The sequence below is a fragment of the Luteibacter yeojuensis genome (genome assembly GCF_011742875.1).
GTDB classification, from domain to species: Bacteria; Pseudomonadota; Gammaproteobacteria; order Xanthomonadales; family Rhodanobacteraceae; genus Luteibacter; species Luteibacter yeojuensis.
Map to the genome: position 1 here is coordinate 475,679 of NZ_JAAQTL010000002.1, position 18,072 is coordinate 493,750.

Consider the following 18,072-nt stretch of genomic DNA (forward strand, 5'->3'; position numbering starts at 1 on the left):
CCTCGTGTTTTTTTCCTCCCCGCCCCAAGGACAGGCCGTAGCATGTCTTCCATCCTCTGCTTCGGCGAGGCGCTGATCGATTTCCACGCACAGCCCCAGGGCGGCGCCGGTCAGCCTCCCGCCTTCGTTCCCTTTGCCGGCGGTGCGCCGGCCAATGTCGCCGTCGCCGCGGCGCGCCTGGGCGGACACGCCCGGTTTGCCGGCATGCTCGCGAGAGACATGTTCGGCGACTTCCTGCTGAAGAGCCTTACCGAGCTTGGCGTCGGGACGGAAGACATCGCCCGTACCGACGAGGCGCGCACCGCGCTGGCCTTCGTCGCGCACGACGACAAGGGCGACCGCAGCTTCAGTTTCTATCGTCCGCCCGCGGCGGACCTGTTGTTCCGCCCCGAGCATTTCCGCAAGGACGCCTTCGAGCGCCTCGGCATCTTCCACGTCTGTTCCAATTCGCTGACCGAGGCCGCGATCGCCGCGACCACCGTCGAAGGCATGCGCCGCGCGCGCGCCGCGGGTGCGCTGGTCAGCTTCGACATGAACCTGCGCCCCGCCCTGTGGCCGCGCGACGAGGCACCGTTGCCGCGCCTGTGGGAAACCTTGCACGAAGCCGACATGATCAAGCTGAGCGCCGAGGAATTCGCGTTCATCCATGCCGGCGCCGGCTCCGACGATGCGGTGCTCGAACGCATCTGGCGCGGCAAGGCCCGCCTGCTGCTGGTGACCGACGGCGCCGAGCCGATGAAATGGTTCACGCGCCATGCGCGCGGCACCTTGCAGGGCTACCGCGTGGAGGCCGTCGACACGACAGCCGCCGGAGACGCCTTCGTGGGTGCCCTGCTGGCGCGCCTGGCCGCCGAGGGCGTCACGCCCGCCCTTTTCGATGCGCTCATCGAGGACGAGGCCCGCCTGGTCGGGCTGATCCGGTTCGCCGCCGCCGCCGGCGCGATCACCGCGACGCGCAAGGGCTCGTTCACCGCCATCCCCGACCAGGCCGAAGTGAAGGCCTTCATGGAGAAGCACGCATGACGACCATCCCCCTCCCCGATTTCCATTCGATCGACGTGCTGCGCGAGCATGTCGCGAAGACGATGGCCTTCTACAAGCCGAACGAGGTCGACCCGGCTGGTGGATTCTTCCAGTATTTCAAGGACGACGGCACGGTCTACGACCGCAGCCATCGCCACCTGGTGTCGAGCACGCGCTTCGTCTTCAACCACGCCATGGCCTACCTCGAGTTCCACAAGCCCGAGGACAAGGAACTGGTCATGCACGGGCTGAAGTACCTGCGCGAGGTGCACCTCAATCCGGAAACCGGCGGCTACGCCTGGACGATCGCCGACGGCAAGCGCGACGACCAGATGAACCATTGCTACGGCCTCGCCTTCATGCTGCTGGCGTATTCCTGCGGCGTGAAGGTCGGGTTCGACGAGGCGCGTGCCTGGCAGGGAGAGATCTGGGACCTGCTCGAGAAGCGTTACTGGGAGCCGTCGCACGGCCTGTACCGCGACGAGGCCGACAAGGACTGGAACTTCACCGGGTATCGCGGCCAGAACGCGAACATGCACATGACCGAGGCGATGATCGCCGCGTGGGAAGCCACCAAGGACGACCGCTACCTCGACCGCGCCATGCTGCTCGCGAACAACATGACCCAGCGCCAGGCGGGCCTCACCCCGCAGAAACTGATCTGGGAGCACTACCACGAGAACTGGTCGATCGACTGGGAATACAACCTCGACAACCCCAAGCACCTGTTCCGCCCGTGGGGTTTCCAGCCCGGCCACCAGACCGAGTGGGCCAAGCTGCTGACGATGCTGGAGCGCTACACGAAGGGCACGCCGCGGCACAGGGACTGGCTGGTCCCCACCGCGAAACACCTCTTCGACGTGGCCCTCGAGAAGGCCTGGGACAAGGAATACGGCGGCATCGCCTACGGCTTCGCGCCCGAAGGCGAGGTATGCGACGACGACAAGTACTTCTGGGTGCAGGCCGAATCGCTGGCGGCGGCGCAGCTGCTGTTCGAGGCCACCGGCGAGGCGAAGTACGACGAGTGGTACGGGAAGATCTGGGCGTACAGCTGGGAACACCTCGTCGACCACACGTATGGCGCGTGGTACCGCATCCTCAAGCGCAACAACGAAAAGTACGACGACGAGAAGAGCCCGGCCGGCAAGACGGACTATCACACGATGGGCGCGTGCTACGAGGTGATGGCTTCGCTGCGGCGGATGCAGAAGAAGTAGGCCGTCTTCAGCCCGACGGCAGCGCCTGCTTCAAGGTCGCGATCCCCTCCCACGGATCCGCCTCCAGTGCCTTCGCCCGCTTCAGTGCCTTCGTCAGGTCGAATGCCCCACCGCTCTTCAGCCGAGCGATCTCCTCCCAGCGCAGGGGCATCGCGACCGGCGCGCCCGGACGGGCGCGCAGCGACCACCCCGTGACGCTCGTGGCGCCACGGGTGTTGCGCAGCCAGTCGATGAAGATCAATCCATCGCGCTTGGCCTTGCTGGCCTCGGCGATGTAGAGCTTCGGCTTCTCCGCGACGAGGGCATCGGCGACGCCCTCGCAGAAGGACTTCACCTTCGCCCACGGCGGCCCGGGACGGATCGGCGCCACCACGTGCAGCCCCTTCCCGCCCGACGACCGTACGAAGCTCTCCAGACCCGCGGCGGAAAGATGCTCGCGGATCGCGCGCGCCGCGGCAACGACGGCCTTCCACGCCACGCCCTTCGCCGGATCGAGGTCGAAGATCATGCGGTCGGGCTTGTCCGGCGTGTCGGCGCGGGCCCCCCAGGGATGGAATTCCAGCGTGTTCATCTGCACGAGTTCGAGGACGCCACGCACATCGTCCACGTAGATGTACTCCGCCTCGTCGCCGCCTTTTTCCTCCAGAGTGACAGGATGCACATGCGCCCCCAGCGTCCCGGCGTGGTGCTTCTGGAAGAAGCACGGACCCGTGGAACCCTGCGGGCAACGCACCAGCGATAGCGGGCGGTGGCGCAGCTCGGGCAGCATCCAGCGGGCGACGGCCTCGTAATAGGCGGCCACCTCGCCCTTGCTTGGGCCGTCCTCCCCGAACACCTTGCGCTCGGGATGCGTGATGGTCACGCCGCCGACGACAAGTCCCGCCATCGGTCAGCCCGCCCGCCGCTTCGCGGCCGACTTGCGGCTCGCGGTCTTCTTCGCGGCCTTTTTCGCGGCGGTTTTCTTCGCCGGCGTCTTCTTCGCCGCCGCCTTCCGTGTGGACGTGCTCTTGGCCGCGGGCGTCCGCGTCTTCGCGCCGATGCTCTTCTTCAGCAGCGCCATGAAGTCGACGACGTTGGTCGTCGCATGTTCGGGTGTCCGCTCCTCTTCCTCGACCGTGGTCGTCACGCCCTTGCTCTTCAACCGCTTCTCGATCGCCGTGCGCAGCTTCGCCCGGAACTCGTCGTGGTAGTCCTCGGGCTTCCACTTGCCGGACATGGATTCGATCAACTCCCTGGCCATTTCCATCTCGCGCGACGAGATGCGGTACTCCGAAGCCGCCTTGCCCGGCAGCTCGTAGTCGTCGACGTCGACGATTTCGGCCTTGTAGCGCAGCAGGTTGAGCACCAGGGCGTCGTCCTGCGGCATCACGGCGGCGAGGTACTCCTTCGTGCGGATGACCACCCGCGCGATGCCGACCTTCCCCGTCTTCTTCAGTGTCTCGCGCAGCAGGACATAGCCCTTCTCGGCCTTCTTCGCCGGGAGGAGGACGTAGGGTTTCTCATAATAGGCCGGCGCGATGTCGCCGCCGTCCACGAAACTGTCGATCTCCACCGTCTCGTGCGCGTCGCTGGCCGCGTTGCGGATGTCCTCTTCCTCGAGCACCACGTAGTTTCCCTTCTGGTACTCGAACGCCTTGACGATGTCCTTCCAGGGCACTTCCTCGCCCGTCTCCGCGTTGACGCGCTCGTAGCGCACGGGCGTGTTGTCGCGCTGGTCGAGCATGCGGAAATGCAGGTCGTTGCGACGCTCGCCGGACATCAGCCGGATGGGGATATTGAGCAGACCGAACGACAGCGTTCCGGTCCAGATGGGGCGGGCCATGGGACGATCCTCGGCGCGTGGGTGTCGCGAGGATACGGTCGCGGGCGTGGAGGGATTGCAAAAAAGCCGCCTTTAGTGGGAGCCGCTTCAGCGGCGATTGGGCTCTCGCGGCAGCGTTGCCCGCTGCCGCGGGATCGCCGCCGAAGCGGCTCCCACCATGTGTCCGGCGAAATTACTTCGCTTCCACCACCGGCAATTCGATGGCGCTGGCCGTCCCGGCCGTGTGCCACACCTGCTGCGTGGCCTTCCGGTAGTCGGAAGGCTTGGCGAAGAAGATGTTCGGTACGAAGGTCTGCGGGTTGCGGTCGTACAGGGGGAACCAGGAAGACTGCACCTGCACCATCACCCGGTGGCCCGGCTGGAAGGTGTGGTTCACGGTCGGCAGGCCGAAGCGGTATGCCAGCGGCGTGTTCGGGGTGATCGGCTTGCCCTCGCCGAAGCCTTCGCGATAGCGGCCGCGGAAGATATCCATCGACACCGACAACTCGTAGCCACCCATGGTGGGGTTGCTGGCATCGGCCGGCGGGTAGACGTCGATGAGCTTCACCACCCAGTCGCTGTCCGTACCGCTGGTGGAGGCGTACAGGTCGACCTGCGGGGCGCCCGCCACCTTGAGCGGGGCGGTGAGGGGTTCGGTCATGTAGGTCAGGACATCCGGACGGCCGTCGACGAAACGCTGGTCGTGCACCAGCCAGGTCGTCCACGACTGGCGGTCGGCGAAGTGCACGGGACGCGGTACGTACGGCACCGGCTTGGCCGGGTCCGAGACGTACTCGTCATATTTCGCATCGCCGGCGGCGGGGGCTTCAAACGACAACTTCCCGTTGGCGCCAAGGTACAGCGGACGGGTCTTCCGGGCCTGGGGCCACGAGGCGAAACGGTCCCAATGATTCTCGCCCGTGTTGTAAATGAAGACGGGCGGGGTGTTCGCCTTGGGTGCGCCATCGACCAGGTACTGGTTGAAGAACGGCAGCAGCACGTCGCGGCGGAACCGCAGGGCCGTGTCGCCGTCCCACTGCAACGCGCCCAGCGACGCGGCGTCGTAGTTCACCTGGCTATGCCGCCAGGGGCCCATCACCAGGAAGTTCTTGTCGTTGCCCTTGTCCTTCGGCTCGACCGCCTCGTAACTGTGGATCGCGCCCCACATGTCCTCCTGGTCCCACAGGCCCTGCAGCCACATGGTGGGCACCTTCAGCGGCTGCTTCGCCATCACCTTGTCCAGCGCCTGTTCCTGCCAGTAGGCGTCGTACGCGGGGTGCTCGCTGAGCTTGCGCCAGTAGGGAAGCTGGTCGAAGCCGTTGGCCCGGGCATAATCCCCGGCGGAGCCGGCGCTGAGGAAGTTGGTGTAGTCGTCGTAGCCGGCCCGCGAAATCTGGGCACCCTTGCCGCGCTTGGCGTTCTGACCGGCGATGTAATCGAAGTTGGTCTGGCGGAAGGCGCCGTAATGGAACCAGTCGTCGCCCATCCAGCCGTCCACCATCGGGCTCTCCGGCGCGGCGACCTTGAGCGCGGGATGCGGATTCACCAGGGCCATCACCACGGTGAAACCCTCGTAGGACGAGCCGAGCATGCCGACCTTCCCGTTGGACTCGGGAACGTTCTTCGTCAGCCAGTCGATGGTGTCCCAGGCGTCGGTGGAATGATCGACCTTGGTGTCGTTGAGCGGCCCGCGCAGCGGGCGGGTCATCACGTAGTCGCCCTCGGACCCGTACTTGCCGCGCACGTCCTGGAACACGCGAATGTAGCCGGCGTCCACGAACACCTCGTCGCCCATCGGCAGCAGGTTGCGCATGCTCTGCGCATCGGAACGTTCGGCGCGGCCGTCGGCGTTGTACGGCGTACGGGTGAGGAGGATCGGTGCGTGCCTGGCGTTCTTCGGGATGACGATGACGGTGTGCAACTTGACGCCGTCCCGCATGGGGATCTCGACGACACGCTTTACGTAATCGTTGGCGGCCGTCGGCGACTCGTACTTCGCCGGGATGTCCGGCGTCATCGGTGCGGTCTGCGCACCGGCGAACGTGGAAACGACGGCCAGGGACAGGGCGAGCATCGGCAGCAACACGGGACGATATGGCATGGGCATTCCTGTGGCGGTGGGACGAAGGGAACCCCCTAAGCGTGCCGCATCCTGAACGGAAGGGCCACGCATGCCACCAGTCATGGGTGCCATGGCACGAACCCTGCTTCGCCCGCGCCAAAAAAAACGCCGCTGCGGAGCAGCGGCGTTTTTCTTTTTTCCGGACGCTTCGAAAGAAGCGCCGGAATACGGCTTACTGACCGCCGGCGGTCGAAGCCGGGGCCGGGGTCGTGGCCGTGCCGGTGGTGGCCGGCGCAGCCATGGAGTCGGCCGGAGCGGCCATGGCGTCGGCCGGGGCGGCGGTGCTGGCGGCCGGCGGGGTGGCCTCCGGAGCAGCGGCCGGGGCAGCGGTGGAAGCGGCCGACGGCGCCGGGGCGGCGTTGTCTTCCGACTTGTTGCAGCCGGCGAGCAGGGCGGCGGCGACAAAAGCCAGGGCGGTAATCGAAATAACCTTCATGATGCTGGGCTCCTCATTCGTTATGTATGCAGATAATTCTCGCATCCTGGACGTTTCCCTCCGAAGACGGCCCGTCTAGGGTGCGACGACAATTATGAAGCGTGGATGTCCAGCGGCGCAGCGCAGACGCGATCGCAGACATTTTCAGAATAATCGCGTTCCCCTGTCCGAAGCCAGCCCCTAGCCTGTCACTCGATAGTTGCCGGCATCCCCGCCCGGCAGCCAGACAAGGAGCGACACGCGCTTATGAAAGACCCCCACACCCTCCCCCACCGCCATCTCACGGCTCTCCTCATGGCCACTTTTGCCCCTGCGGCCGCGGCAGCCGAGCCCCCCCCTCTCCTGGTCGATGGCACGGAAAAGACACTTCCTTCCGGCTCCTACGAAACTACTGCGGACTCCCATGTCGGTCTCCGGGTAACAAATGGGGGCCGCGCCACCGGCACGGACATCGACATAGCCACGGCCGGCAAGTCCGCGCACGCCGCTGAAATAATCACGTCCAGCAGCTTCGCCTCGCTGACCGGAGGCACGCTGCGAACCACGGGCGACAGCGCCTACGGATTGCACGTGGCGAACGGAGGCGGCGCCGCGCTGGAAAATGTAACCATCCTGACGAAGGGGGGCAGCGCGATGGGCGCCAACTTCCGCGGTGCGGAAACGCGCGGCCAGTTCCGCGGCGGTCGCATTGAAACCATTGGCTATGGCGCCACGGGCATCGATGCGGCGAACGGCGGATCGTTCTCCCTGGAAGGCGGCACAAAGGTATCGACCGAGGGGGAGGCCGCAAGAGGCTTGCTCGTCAGCGGTGGCGGCGGCATGGAGGCCAACACTGCCACCATCGAAACATCGGGACGTGGCAGCCATGGCCTGCATGTGGACAACGGCTCGTCGGCAACACTCACTGGAACCACCATAGCGACCAGCGGTTGGGGCGCGCAGGCGATAAAAGCCGGCCTAAGTAGCGGCCTTATCACGGTCGGGGAAGGTAGCAGGCTACTCACCGAGGGAGACGACTCCGTGGCTGTCAATGTGGAGAATGGTGCCCGGCTGGTCGTCCGCAGCTCTCACATCGAAACTTCTGGTACGAACGCGCCAGCCGTCTACGATCGAGCCGCCTTCGTCGAACTGCAGAACACCGATGTCGTGACGCACGGCAATTTGTCCTTTGGGGTCACCGCGAAGGGCGGCGACTATGCGGGAACATATCCCCAAATCGACGTTCGCGGCTCGCGTATCGAAACGCGAGGCGGATCCGCGCATGGCGCCGTAGCGAGCTTCGGCGGCAGGCTCGAGCTGTTCGACACGACGATCAAGACGTCCGGAGCGAAAAGCCATGGATTGCTCGTCAACGCTGGTGCCGTGAATGCCAGGAATATTGCCATCGATACAATGGGAGTGGACGCTTATGGCATCGCCATCCAATACGGCGGTACGCTCGCGTTCGTCGGAGGCAGCGTGCTCGGTGCACAGGCAGCGATACGGCTGAATGATGCGGGTGCGATCCGCTTCGGTGGTGGTGCGCAACTCCAGGGACAGAGCGGTGTCTTCGCCGAGGTCGTTCCCACGTCCGTCCAGCCATTTACCCTGGTGCTCGAAGACAAGGCCCAGGCCATCGGCGACATCCGTCTCTCCGCGCCGCCGAAACCGACCGCCTCCGACGAGACGAAGCTCTCCCTCGCCATCCACGGCGAGGCGATCTGGGTCGGCGCATCCTCTATCGTGCGCGGCCTCTCCCTCGAACGGGGCGGCACGTGGATCGTCGCCGGCGACAGCCACGTCGACACCCTGCGCAACGACCATGGCGTGGTCGCGTTCGCATCCGCAACACCCGGCGTCTTCGGCACGCTGACTATCGCGGGCGATTACGAAGGCAACGAAGGCCTCTTCCGCATGCGCGGCCAGCTCGGCGGTGACGGCTCGCCCACCGATCGCATCCACGTCATGGGCAATACTTCGGGCACGAGCTTCATCGCCGTCGACGCCCTCGACGGCGCGGGCGACGCCACCACGGACGGCATCCGGCTGGTCCAGGTGGATGGCCGCTCCGACGGCCGCTTCGAGCTATCCGGCCGGGCCGTCGCGGGGGCGTACGAATATTTCCTGCACCAGGGTTCGGTCAGCCGGCCCGGAGACGGCAGCTGGTACCTGCGCTCGTCCCTCACCGATCCCATCCTCGAACCCGGCGAAGGCGAGGAGCCCACGGGTCCGCTCGACCCCGTCGACCCTGTCGACCCCATCGTCCGGCCCGCCGTCCTTCGTCCCGAAACGGGCACCTACCGGGCCAACCAGGTCGCCGCGCTCGACATGTTCCAGGCAGGCCCCGGCGCCGGCAGGGACGACGAACAGGACGCCTCGCGCGGCAGTGGCTGGGCTCGCTTCGAGCGGCGACATACCGCCTTCGATCTTGGCAGGCAGATCACGACCACCACCGCCACGAACGAGCTGACCCTCGGCACCGATCTGTTCCAGGGCGGCGGCGAGGTCGAGTCCCATCTCGGCATCATGGCCGCGACGGGCCGGTCGGACACGCGCGGCATGTCGTTGCTCACCCGCTACTCGGCAAAGGGGCGCGTGACGGGTGCCGCGGGTGGCGTGTATGGCGGGCTTCGCACCGCCACCGGTAGCTACCTGCGTGGATGGATCCAGCACGCGCGTTTCAACCAGCGGGTGGAGGGCGATGCCCTCGCCGGCGAGCGCTACGACAGCCGTACCCTCACCACCAGCATCGAGGCCGGCCATCGCTGGCGGAAGGCGTTGAACCGCGACACCGACGTGTACCTGGAACCGCAGGCGCAAGTCGTGGCCACGCGTCTGCGCGGAGGCAGGCATACCGAGGCCGGCGGCACACGGGTGGCGTCCCGGCATGCCAGCGGCGCCACCGCCCGCCTCGGCATGCGCGCGGCCGGGCGCTGGCATACGCCGGGCGGCCACGTCGCCTCGCCTTACTTCACCGGTAGCTGGCTTCGCCGGCTCGGCCGGCTGGACGCCACGCAATTCAATGACGCGATGTTCGCCGATGGCGTGCCGCGCAATGCCTATGCGTTGAAGCTCGGCCTCGCCATGTTGCGCCACGATGGCTGGCGCCTGTGGGGCGATGTGGAAACCCGCTTCGGTGCGAGCCGCTATCGGCGTGTCGCGGGCACGCTGGGCGTCAGGAAGAACTGGTAAGCCCCGTTACCCCGCCAGCTCCACGGCTTCAGGCCGCGCGCGTCGCGCGGTCACCGTGCTTCCGATCGAGGCGAGCACGATGAAGCCAATGGCCAGCCACTGGAACGACGTCAGGTGCTCGCCGAGCAGCAGCATCGCCAGCAGCGATGCCACGGCGGGCTCGAGACTCACCATGATGCCGAACGTCTCGCTGGGCAGCCGCTTCATCGCCATCATCTCCAGCGACATGGGAATCGCGCTGGAGACGATGGCCACGCCCAGGCCGGCCGCGAGAATGACGGGGTCGAACAGGCCCGTGCCCGCATGGGCCACCCCATAGGGCACGACCACCAGGCTCGCCGCGACGAGCCCCAGCGATACGGAATGACCGGCATGCAGGTGCCCCGCCCTCTTCCCGAACACGATGTACAGCGCCCAGCAGACGGCCGCGCCCAGGGCAAGCACCACCCCGGTCGGATCGAGCGTGCTGCCGTGCCCCAGCGGCAGGATCATTGCCAGCCCCGCGATGGCCGAAGCCAGCCAGAGGAAATCCACGGGCCGTCGCGACGACCACATCGCCACGGCCAGCGGACCGCTGAATTCGATCGCCACCGCGATGCCGAAGGGGATCGTGCGCAGGGCGAGGTAGAACAGCAGGTTCATCGTGCCCAGGGTGAGCCCGTAGCGGATCACGGAGCCCGCGTCCCGGCGACTGAGCGGCCAGCGCCAGGGGCGCCATACCAGCAGCAGGACGATGGCCGAAAACCCCACGCGAAGGGCCGACGTACCCTCCGCGCCCACCAGCGGAAAGAGTTTTTTCGCAAAGGACGTGCCGATGCACAGCGAGGTGACGGAGCCGAGCACGGCCAGCGCAGGCAGCCAGGGCGTGGATCGCGGGGATTTCATCGACATGACCGGCCAGCAATGCTTAGATCTGGCAGATAGTACACACGCAAGGAAAGCCATGACCGCCCTCCCCGATTTTCGTCTGGAAACCTATTTCTCGCGCTGGGAATTCGCCGCGCGGTACAACCTCGCCGCTTCCGACGCCCAAAGCATGCGCCTGTCGGACCTGCTCGCCCTGGCCAGCCCGGCCGACCGCGAGGCCTTCGAGTCGCTGCACCTGGGCTATACGCAGACCTACGGCGCACCCGCGCTGAGGGAAACGATCGCCGCGACGTATGCGCAACGCGACGCGGACGATGTGCTCTGCTTCGCCGGCGCCGAGGAAGGCATCTACATCGCCATGCGCGTGCTGCTCGAACCGGACGACCATGCCATCGTGGTGACGCCGAACTATCAATCCGCCGAAACGGTGCCGTTATCCATCTGCGAGGTGACGGGTGTCGCGCTCGATGCCGACGACCGCTGGTCCCTGGATATCGACAAAGTCGCCGCCGCCATCCGGCCCAACACACGCGTGGTCTCGATCAATTTTCCGCATAACCCCACGGGGAAGATCCTCGAGCGCGATCGCTTCGATGCACTCGTCGCGTTGTGCCGGCAGCATGGCATCTGGTTGTTCAGCGACGAGGTCTATCGACCGCTCGGCCCGTCCGGCACCGTGCACCTGCCCAACGCGGCGGATGTATACGAGCGTGGCATCTCGCTCAATGTCGTGTCCAAGGCGTATGGACTTCCGGGTTTGCGCATCGGCTGGATCGCCTGCGCCGACCGCGACCTTCTGCGGCGCATGGAGCGCTACAAGCATTATCTGTCGATCTGTAGCGCCGGGCCGTCCGAGCAACTCGCGTTGATCGCGATCAAGGCACGCGAGACGATCCTGGCCGCGCAGCGCGAGCGCATCGATCGCAACCTCGCGCTGCTCGACGACTTCTTCGCCCGCTGGCCCAGTCGTTTCGAATGGTGCCGGCCGGACGGCGGATGCATCGCCTATCCCCGCTATCTGGGTCCGGAAGGCGTGGACGCCTTCGCCGCGGACCTGGTCGAGCGCGCCGGCGTGCTCCTGCTGCCCGCGTCCAATTACCGCTCGGCCCTTACCGAAACGCCGCCGGAGAGGTTCCGCATCGGCTTCGGCCGCGCCGACTTCGGCGAGGCACTAGGCGCAATGGAGGCCCATCTCCGGCGTTGATGCCGCGACGCGCGTTTACTGGTCCGCGCCGTCGTCCTGGGACATCAGGGCGTTGACCTGGTCCTTGTGCTTCTCGTAGAAGGCGACGTTCGCCTGGTTCACCTTCGACTGGTCGACGTACTGGGCCATCTGCGGGTTCTTCTTCGCTTCCGAGGCGATCGCCGCGTTGGTCACCGCCAGGTTCGCGAGCAGGAACTCGCGCGGGGTGAACTTGTACTTCTGGAGCAGCGGGGCGATGCGCGGATCGGCATCGGTGACCTGTTTGGCGAGATCGTCCAGCGAGTGGATCTTCGAGAAATCGGTCTTCGCGTCCTTCGGCTTGATACCGGCCTGCTTCGCCTCCTGCGAGACCTTCACGATACGGTTGAACACGTCTTCGTTGAGGTTGTAGTTCTGGATCGCCTGCTTGTCCGACGCCGGGATCTGCGATGCGGGATTGGGCGCGGCCTGCTGCGCGTAAGCGGCAACCGGTGCGGCGGCAGCGACGGCCAGCAGGGCGGCGAGTAGGTAGCGAGACTTCACGGGCAACTCCTGGGTGGTCGGGGACGTACGGAACGGTGGCACAGCATAAACGGCCAATTGTTACGTATGTGTCTGCGCGGTCACGCTTTCTTCAGGTACTTTCGGCACGTTCCAACCCAACGCGTTGTAGAGGCGGTAGCGCGCGACGCCGATGTATTCGTGGATGGCGAAATCCGCGAAAGACAGGTTTTCGGAAGTGGGCAACCAGCCGTAACGCGCCCGCACGTAGTCGCCGCGCACCGCCTCGCCGTGGATGCCGAAATGGGCGAAGTACAGCGCCACGCGCTTCAGGTGCACGGCGGAGGAGACCAGCACCACCTTGTCCGCGCCGTAGGCAGCCAGCAGCGGCCTGCTGAACTGGGCGTTCTGGAAGGTGTTCATGCTGCGTCCTTCCAGGATCAGGTCGCCGCGCGGTACGCCGAGCCTGTCCAGCGAGAACGCATAGACGTCCGCCTCGGGCTGCTTGAGCTTCATGGCGTCGCCGCCGCTTACCTCGAGCTTGCACTCCGCACCGGTGGCCTTGCAGGCGTGGTAGAGCTGGGCGGCGCGAAGGATCCGGCCGTTGGCATAGAGGCTCGGCTCGATCGTCCCGCTGCTGCCGCGCACGGTGCCCGCACCGAGCAGAACGATCGCGTTACGCTGCCCCCAGCGGGAGACATCGGACGCGAAGCCTGCCTGCAGGCGATCGAGCAGCAGGCCGGTGAGCGGACCGCAGCCTGCGAAGCACAGCCATGCCAGCGCGAGCATGGAGAAGACCCACCCGCCGCGCGGGCGATGCCGCGCGAGCAGGACGAGGCCGGCGACAAGGAGGATCAGGAACAGGATGAGTGTCATGGACGCCGAGGTTAGCAAACCCCGATGACGAAAAGCCCCGCGCTAGCGTCGATCCAGGGCCCGCTCCAGGCACTCCACGAGTTCGTCGCCACTGTAGGGCTTGCCGAGGTAGCAGAACGCGCCGGCCGCCATGACGCTGTCGCGCATCGCATCGTCCGGATAACCGGTGACGAAGACCACCGGATAGGTGCGGCCACGTTCGATCAGGCGGCGATGCAGGGTCGCACCGTCGATGCCGGGCATGTGCACGTCGGTAACGAGGCAATCGACGACGCCGTCGTCGTCATGCCGCAGGAAATCCTCGGCCGAGGCGAAGCTTCGTACCTCGTGTCCCAGCGATCTTACGAGACTCACTGTGGCCGTTCGCACGGCCTCGTCGTCATCAACGATCGCCACGATCCTGTTAGCGGTCACTACACATCCTCGCCCGGCACCTGCCGACGCTGCCGCCGCTACCATGCTCCGCTCCATGCCCGTTGGGAATCATACGGAGGTGTGGGCTCAGGGTCGGACCGCCAGGGCCTCGGCCTGTTTTACCAGTTCCGCCAGGGACTTCGCGCGCATTTTGCGCATCACGTTGCCGCGATGGATCTTCACGGTGATCTCGGACAGACCGAGCAGTGCGCCCACCTGTTTGTTCATCAGGCCCGCCGTCACGTGGGCCATGACCTCCCGCTCACGGGGGGTGAGCGACGCATAGGCGGTGCGCAGGGCGTCGAGGGTGGCGGCGTCCCGCCGGTTGGCCGCGTCGCGCTCTATGGCGCTCGCGACGGCATCGAGCATGTCCTGATCGCGAAAGGGTTTCGCGAGGAAATCCAGGGCTCCCGCCTTCATCGCGCGCACGGACATCGGGATATCGCCGTGCCCGGTCATGAAGATGATCGGGAGGCGATTGTCCATCGCGGCCAGCTGTGCCTGGAAATCCAGGCCGCTCACGCCCGGCAGGCGGACGTCGAGCACCAGGCAGCCAGGCGCGTCGGCGTGGTCGCGCACGAGGAAGTCCGCGGCGCTGCCGAAGGTCGCCACCGCCAGCCCCACCGAACGGAACAGTGAAGCCAGCGCCTCGCGTACCGAGGCGTCGTCGTCCACCACACAGACGATCGGTTCCGGTGCCGGTTGCGCGACGGTGGTGGCGCGCGTCATACCCCTGCCTCCTCTTCCAATGCCAGCGGCAAGGTGAAATGAAAGGTGGCGCCGCCGCCGGGCCGATTGGTCGCCCAGAGCCGGCCGCCGTGGGACTCGACCGTGGAACGGCAGATCGCGAGCCCCATGCCCATACCGTTGCCGCGCGTGGTGACGAACGCATCGAACAGGTGCGGGGCGATGTGTTCGGGAATGCCGGTCCCGCTGTCCTCGACTTCCACGAGGAGACCATCCGCGACGTCGGCGCGCGCTCGCAGCACCAGGCGCCGCAAGCCGCCAGTGTCGGACATCGCGCGAATGGCGTTCGCCATCAGGTTCACCACGACTTGCTGGAGTTGCACGCGATCGCCGCGAGGTGCGGGCGTGTCGCGGTCGATGTCCATGCAGAACGCGATGCGATGCTTGACCAGTTCGCCCTCGAGCAATTGCACACATTCCTCGATCAGCCCGGGAAGATCGAAACGGACATGCTGGCGCGGCTCCTTGCTGGCCAGGCTGCGCACACGGTTCACCACTTCGCTGGCACGGCGCGCGTCGCGCACCACGCGCTCGATGGCATCGCAAGCCTCGCCGATGTCGGGATCGGCACGGCGCAGCCAGCGAAGACTGGCCTCGCCATGGGTCACGATCGCGGCCAGCGGCTGGTTCACTTCGTGGGCGATGGACGCGCTCATCTCCCCCAACGCCGTGATTCGCGCCGCCTGCGCCAGCTCGGCCTGCACCGCGATCAGCGCGCGTTCGGCACGCTTGCGGTCGGTGATGTCCACCACACTGACGAGGACGCGGTCGTAACGGGTGGGACCCAACGGCATGTTCAGCGCGAAAAGCACGGTGAGCCGTTCGCCGTCCAGATTCACCAGGTGGGTTTCGCCCTCGGCGACGCCGCCGCTCTCGATCGTGGTGAGCACTCGGCCGAAGGTGCGCTGCGACGGCGCCAGCACGCGGGACAATGGACCGATCAGGTCCTCCCGCCGCTGCGCCCCGAGCATCCGCACCGTCGCCTGGTTCACGTCCACGATCTGGGTGAGCGCGATCGCCTCCGCCACGAATCCGGGATGCGCCTCGAGATAAGCGGTGATGTCCGTCACTCCCTGCTCGCGCAGGGCGCGAAGGCGGTCCATCACCAGCGAGTAGTCCTGTTCCCAGAAGCAGAAGCGCGCGTTCTCGAACATGGTCCGATAGCGGCGCTCGCTTTCCGCCAGGGCCGCGGCGGCGGCACGGCGGCCGGTCACGTCGGTACCCGCTTCCAGGATGACCCGGGGCTTGCCGTATTCGTCGCGCAGCAAGGCGCAGCGCGCCTCGACGATCACGATACGATCGTCGCGATGACGCTGGAACACTTCGCCCTCCCAGCGTCCGGTATCGAACAGCGCGGCTTCCGCCTCGGCGTGGTCGCCCGGAAAAGCGGTGCCCAGCAGGTCGCTCGCCCGGCGCCCCAGCGCTTCGTCCGCCGTCCAGCCATAAAGCTGCTCCGCGCCGCCGTTCCACAGCACGATGACGTCGTCCATGTCGCGGACGAAGATCGAATCGTGGGTCAGCTCGATCAGCCGGGCCTGGCCGGCGATGGTGATCAGGCGTTCGCGGTTGCGCAGCGACAGCACGCCGGTGACGCCGATCGCGCCGAAGCTCACGGCACAGCGCAGCATGGACGCGTCCACGGCCGGCATGCCATGGCCGCGCAGGTACGCCACGGCGGTAAGGACCATGCAGCCCACCGTCGCGCCCACGATCGCGCGGCGGCTGCCACTGGCGGCCACGAGCAGCACGACCACCACGTAGACCACCGCGACGGCGCTCTGCAACGGGGTGAAGGTGTCCACGAGGAACACCCCCAGGGCCAACAGCGCCCCCGCGGCCATGAGAAGCACGGCCACCAGTCGCCGCGGACGCGTGGCGGGTGCATAGGCCTGGCTCTGCAGGGGCCGGAATCGAGTCATCGGACAGGCCGGTAGGTGTCTTGTACAGAATGAGCGTGAAGTGTTTCGGAATCCCGTTCGGTCCGTCTTGCACAGCGGTGATGGTTTTTGACCGTTACGGTACGAACGCTACAAGAAATGGCACAAACCGCCGACTAACCCTTTGGTATGCAACGGCCCGACCGAACGTAGAATTCCGGCCCGATAGGCATCGCGCATAGGCTCCCAGTCATGGGCAGTCCCGCCCGTCACTCGCCGCCATGGAGCAGACGCAGATGCGCATCGAAGTTAACGTCCCCGAGGCCGGGCACGGCATGCCGCCCTTCGCCCACGTCACCAAGCTGCTGGAGCAGGCGCTCACCGCCGCCGAAACCGACCTGGCCACGACCCGTGCCTGCGTAGCGCGCGTGGCCGCGCTCCTGGAGCGGGAACAGCCGCCGGCACCGCCGGCTGCCGCCCGCCGCCGCGTGGGCGCCGGACTGGCCCCCTGGCAGGCCCGTCGCGTGGCCGCGCACGTGGACGAGAACCTCGGCTATTCGATCACCATCGACCAGCTGGCTTCCATCGCCGGCCTGTCCAGCAGCTACTTCTGCCGCGCTTTCAAGGACAGTTTCGGCGATCCGCCGCATGCCTACATCATGCGCCGCCGCGTGGAGCGCGCGCAGTCGCTCATGTTGCAGACGCGCGAGCCCTTGAGCCAGATCGCCCTGGCCTGCGGGCTCTCCGACCAGGCCCATCTGTGCAACCTTTTCCGCCGCCTGGTGGGACAGAGCCCCAGCCAGTGGCGGCGGTCGCGTTGGCAGGAGGCCTAACCGAACAGGCGGGTGGCCACTTCCGCGATGTGACGTCCCTGGAAGCGTGCCCCCGCGAGTTCGTTCTCGCTGGGCTGGCGCGAGCCGTCGCTCGCGGCGATGGTGGTGGCGCCGTACGGGCTGCCGCCGGTGATCTCGTCCAGTCTCATCTGCCCCTGGAAGGCATAGGGCAGACCCACGGGAATCAGACCCAGATGAAGCAGGTTCGTGATGATCGAGAACAGTGTCGTCTCCTGCCCGCCATGCTGGGTGGCGGTGGAAGCGAAGGCGCCACCGACCTTACCGTTCAGGGCGCCGCGGGCCCACAACGGCCCCGTCTGGTCCAGGAAAGCGGCCATCTGCGAGGTCAGGCGGCCATAGCGCGTGCCCGTGCCGATGACGATGGCGTCGTAGCCGGGAAGGTCGTCCACCTGGGCCACCGGCGCGGCCTGGTCGAGCTTGAAGTTCGCCGTCCGCGCCATGTCCTCGGAGACGAGCTCGGGAACGCGCTTGATGTCGACGGTGGCACCCGCCTCGCGGGCTCCCTCGGCGATGGCTTCGGCCATCTTTTCGATGTGACCGTAGGCGGAATAGTAAAGGACGAGGACTTTGGCCATGGATGTGAACTCTGGAAAGGGAAGAAGGATCGTGGCAGGAAACAAAATGCTGGCGCTTGGCAATCCATGCCGTGGGTCCTTACAACCGCGCCACCGTATCGAGGTGTTCCCATGCATGCCCGCGTCGTGGATATCCGTTCCGCCGTTCAGGTCGATGCCAGCCACACCCACGCGTGGCACATCCTCCACGAAGCATCCCAAGTCGAGCCTGACGAAGCCGCGCGCATGGCCTGGTATCGCGGCGATCCCATCGCCGAACTGGGCCAGCAGACGGCCGAAGCCCTCGTCGCATGCGGCCGCCACGAGGACGTGCTGGCCTTCCTGCGCAGCGTGAAACGCGACCTCGGCGTCGAACTGACCCGGGGCTTCATTCCCTTCTGACGGCAACGGCGGGCTCGCGGTAAAGTC

16 protein-coding genes and 1 pseudogene are annotated in these 18,072 nt (G+C 66.5%); 6 read left to right on the top strand and 11 right to left on the bottom strand.

The window, feature by feature from the left end:
• Positions 1-42 precede the first annotated feature (42 nt).
• Both HBF32_RS17070 and HBF32_RS17075 read left to right on the top strand, forming a co-directional pair.
• Entirely contained in the window at positions 43-1,023 is a 981-nt protein-coding gene (locus HBF32_RS17070) for a carbohydrate kinase family protein (protein WP_166700981.1), read from the top strand.
• Positions 1,020-2,240, top strand: coding sequence for an AGE family epimerase/isomerase (locus HBF32_RS17075; RefSeq protein WP_166700982.1), 1,221 nt, complete (start codon positions 1,020-1,022; stop codon positions 2,238-2,240). The genes HBF32_RS17070 and HBF32_RS17075 overlap by 4 nt, the downstream gene beginning before the upstream one ends.
• Positions 2,241-2,247: 7 nt before the next feature.
• On the opposite strand, the pseudogene ligD reads toward HBF32_RS17075, so the two are convergent.
• From ligD to HBF32_RS17095, 4 genes and pseudogenes are all read right to left on the bottom strand, one after another.
• A pseudogene (ligD, locus tag HBF32_RS17080) lies at positions 2,248-3,108 on the bottom strand (non-homologous end-joining DNA ligase); the annotation flags it as partial.
• A 21-nt stretch (positions 3,109-3,129) separates the two neighbouring features.
• Entirely contained in the window at positions 3,130-4,062 is a 933-nt protein-coding gene (gene ku / locus HBF32_RS17085) for a non-homologous end joining protein Ku (protein ID WP_166700984.1), read from the bottom strand.
• 172 nt (positions 4,063-4,234) lie between these two features.
• The gene (locus HBF32_RS17090) at positions 4,235-6,115 is read right to left on the bottom strand and encodes a CocE/NonD family hydrolase (protein ID WP_425482253.1); all 1,881 of its coding nucleotides are present in this window, start codon (positions 6,113-6,115) and stop codon (positions 4,235-4,237) included.
• A gap of 220 nt (positions 6,116-6,335) precedes the next feature.
• Positions 6,336-6,599, bottom strand: coding sequence for a hypothetical protein (locus tag HBF32_RS17095; RefSeq protein WP_166700986.1), 264 nt, complete (start codon positions 6,597-6,599; stop codon positions 6,336-6,338).
• A 294-nt stretch (positions 6,600-6,893) separates the two neighbouring features.
• On the opposite strand from HBF32_RS17095, the gene HBF32_RS17100 reads away from it, so the two are divergent.
• Positions 6,894-9,770 (top strand): autotransporter family protein, encoded by a 2,877-nt coding sequence (locus HBF32_RS17100; RefSeq protein ID WP_166700987.1) that lies wholly within the window; start codon positions 6,894-6,896, stop codon positions 9,768-9,770.
• A 6-nt stretch (positions 9,771-9,776) separates the two neighbouring features.
• Here HBF32_RS17100 and HBF32_RS17105 read toward each other — a convergent pair whose 3' ends face one another.
• Entirely contained in the window at positions 9,777-10,661 is an 885-nt protein-coding gene (locus HBF32_RS17105) for an EamA family transporter (protein WP_425482249.1), read from the bottom strand.
• Between the two features lie 52 nt (positions 10,662-10,713).
• Between HBF32_RS17105 and HBF32_RS17110 the strand changes: the two genes are divergently transcribed.
• Positions 10,714-11,841, top strand: coding sequence for an aminotransferase class I/II-fold pyridoxal phosphate-dependent enzyme (locus HBF32_RS17110; RefSeq protein ID WP_166700989.1), 1,128 nt, complete (start codon positions 10,714-10,716; stop codon positions 11,839-11,841).
• Positions 11,842-11,856: 15 nt separating this feature from the next.
• On the opposite strand, the gene HBF32_RS17115 is transcribed toward HBF32_RS17110, so the two are convergent.
• The 5 genes from HBF32_RS17115 to HBF32_RS17135 all read right to left on the bottom strand — a co-directional run bounded on the left by HBF32_RS17115 (position 11,857) and on the right by HBF32_RS17135 (position 16,277).
• Complete coding sequence (locus tag HBF32_RS17115) at positions 11,857-12,363, bottom strand: hypothetical protein (protein WP_166700990.1); 507 nt, start codon at positions 12,361-12,363, stop codon at positions 11,857-11,859.
• A gap of 60 nt (positions 12,364-12,423) precedes the next feature.
• Entirely contained in the window at positions 12,424-13,197 is a 774-nt protein-coding gene (locus tag HBF32_RS17120) for a YdcF family protein (protein WP_166700991.1), read from the bottom strand.
• A gap of 42 nt (positions 13,198-13,239) precedes the next feature.
• Complete coding sequence (locus HBF32_RS17125; protein ID WP_205287765.1) at positions 13,240-13,611, bottom strand: response regulator; 372 nt, start codon at positions 13,609-13,611, stop codon at positions 13,240-13,242.
• A gap of 87 nt (positions 13,612-13,698) precedes the next feature.
• Complete coding sequence (locus HBF32_RS17130) at positions 13,699-14,340, bottom strand: response regulator transcription factor (RefSeq protein ID WP_166700993.1); 642 nt, start codon at positions 14,338-14,340, stop codon at positions 13,699-13,701.
• Positions 14,337-16,277, bottom strand: coding sequence for a PAS domain-containing sensor histidine kinase (locus HBF32_RS17135; protein ID WP_166700994.1), 1,941 nt, complete (start codon positions 16,275-16,277; stop codon positions 14,337-14,339). Before HBF32_RS17135 ends, HBF32_RS17130 begins: the two co-directional genes overlap by 4 nt.
• A gap of 254 nt (positions 16,278-16,531) precedes the next feature.
• Here HBF32_RS17135 and HBF32_RS17140 point away from each other — a divergent pair, with 254 nt between their 5' ends.
• Positions 16,532-17,068, top strand: coding sequence for a helix-turn-helix transcriptional regulator (locus HBF32_RS17140; RefSeq protein WP_205287766.1), 537 nt, complete (start codon positions 16,532-16,534; stop codon positions 17,066-17,068).
• Here HBF32_RS17140 and wrbA read toward each other — a convergent pair.
• Positions 17,065-17,664 (bottom strand): NAD(P)H:quinone oxidoreductase, encoded by a 600-nt coding sequence (wrbA, locus tag HBF32_RS17145; RefSeq protein WP_166700996.1) that lies wholly within the window; start codon positions 17,662-17,664, stop codon positions 17,065-17,067. The two genes, HBF32_RS17140 and wrbA, sit on opposite strands and share 4 nt — an antisense overlap.
• Before the next feature lie 111 nt (positions 17,665-17,775).
• Here wrbA and HBF32_RS17150 point away from each other — a divergent pair, with 111 nt between their 5' ends.
• Positions 17,776-18,045 carry a hypothetical protein gene (locus tag HBF32_RS17150; protein ID WP_166700997.1) on the top strand — a complete coding sequence of 90 codons (270 nt, stop codon included), beginning with the start codon at positions 17,776-17,778 and terminating at the stop codon, positions 18,043-18,045.
• Positions 18,046-18,072: the final 27 nt, after the last annotated feature.

Bases quoted from the DNA above. Each gene is read 5' to 3' on its own strand.
- HBF32_RS17070 (WP_166700981.1), top strand. From the start codon at position 43: ATGTCTTCCATCCTCTGCTTCGGCGAGGCGCTGATCGATTTCCACGCA.
- HBF32_RS17075 (WP_166700982.1), top strand. From the start codon at position 1,020: ATGACGACCATCCCCCTCCCCGATTTCCATTCGATCGACGTGCTGCGC.
- ku (WP_166700984.1), bottom strand. From the start codon at position 4,062: ATGGCCCGCCCCATCTGGACCGGAACGCTGTCGTTCGGTCTGCTCAAT.
- HBF32_RS17090 (WP_425482253.1), bottom strand. From the start codon at position 6,115: ATGCTCGCCCTGTCCCTGGCCGTCGTTTCCACGTTCGCCGGTGCGCAG.
- HBF32_RS17095 (WP_166700986.1), bottom strand. From the start codon at position 6,599: ATGAAGGTTATTTCGATTACCGCCCTGGCTTTTGTCGCCGCCGCCCTG.
- HBF32_RS17100 (WP_166700987.1), top strand. From the start codon at position 6,894: ATGGCCACTTTTGCCCCTGCGGCCGCGGCAGCCGAGCCCCCCCCTCTC.
- HBF32_RS17105 (WP_425482249.1), bottom strand. From the start codon at position 10,661: ATGTCGATGAAATCCCCGCGATCCACGCCCTGGCTGCCTGCGCTGGCC.
- HBF32_RS17110 (WP_166700989.1), top strand. From the start codon at position 10,714: ATGACCGCCCTCCCCGATTTTCGTCTGGAAACCTATTTCTCGCGCTGG.
- HBF32_RS17120 (WP_166700991.1), bottom strand. From the start codon at position 13,197: ATGACACTCATCCTGTTCCTGATCCTCCTTGTCGCCGGCCTCGTCCTG.
- HBF32_RS17130 (WP_166700993.1), bottom strand. From the start codon at position 14,340: ATGACGCGCGCCACCACCGTCGCGCAACCGGCACCGGAACCGATCGTC.
- HBF32_RS17135 (WP_166700994.1), bottom strand. From the start codon at position 16,277: ATGACTCGATTCCGGCCCCTGCAGAGCCAGGCCTATGCACCCGCCACG.
- HBF32_RS17140 (WP_205287766.1), top strand. From the start codon at position 16,532: ATGCGCATCGAAGTTAACGTCCCCGAGGCCGGGCACGGCATGCCGCCC.
- wrbA (WP_166700996.1), bottom strand. From the start codon at position 17,664: ATGGCCAAAGTCCTCGTCCTTTACTATTCCGCCTACGGTCACATCGAA.
- HBF32_RS17150 (WP_166700997.1), top strand. From the start codon at position 17,776: ATGCATGCCCGCGTCGTGGATATCCGTTCCGCCGTTCAGGTCGATGCC.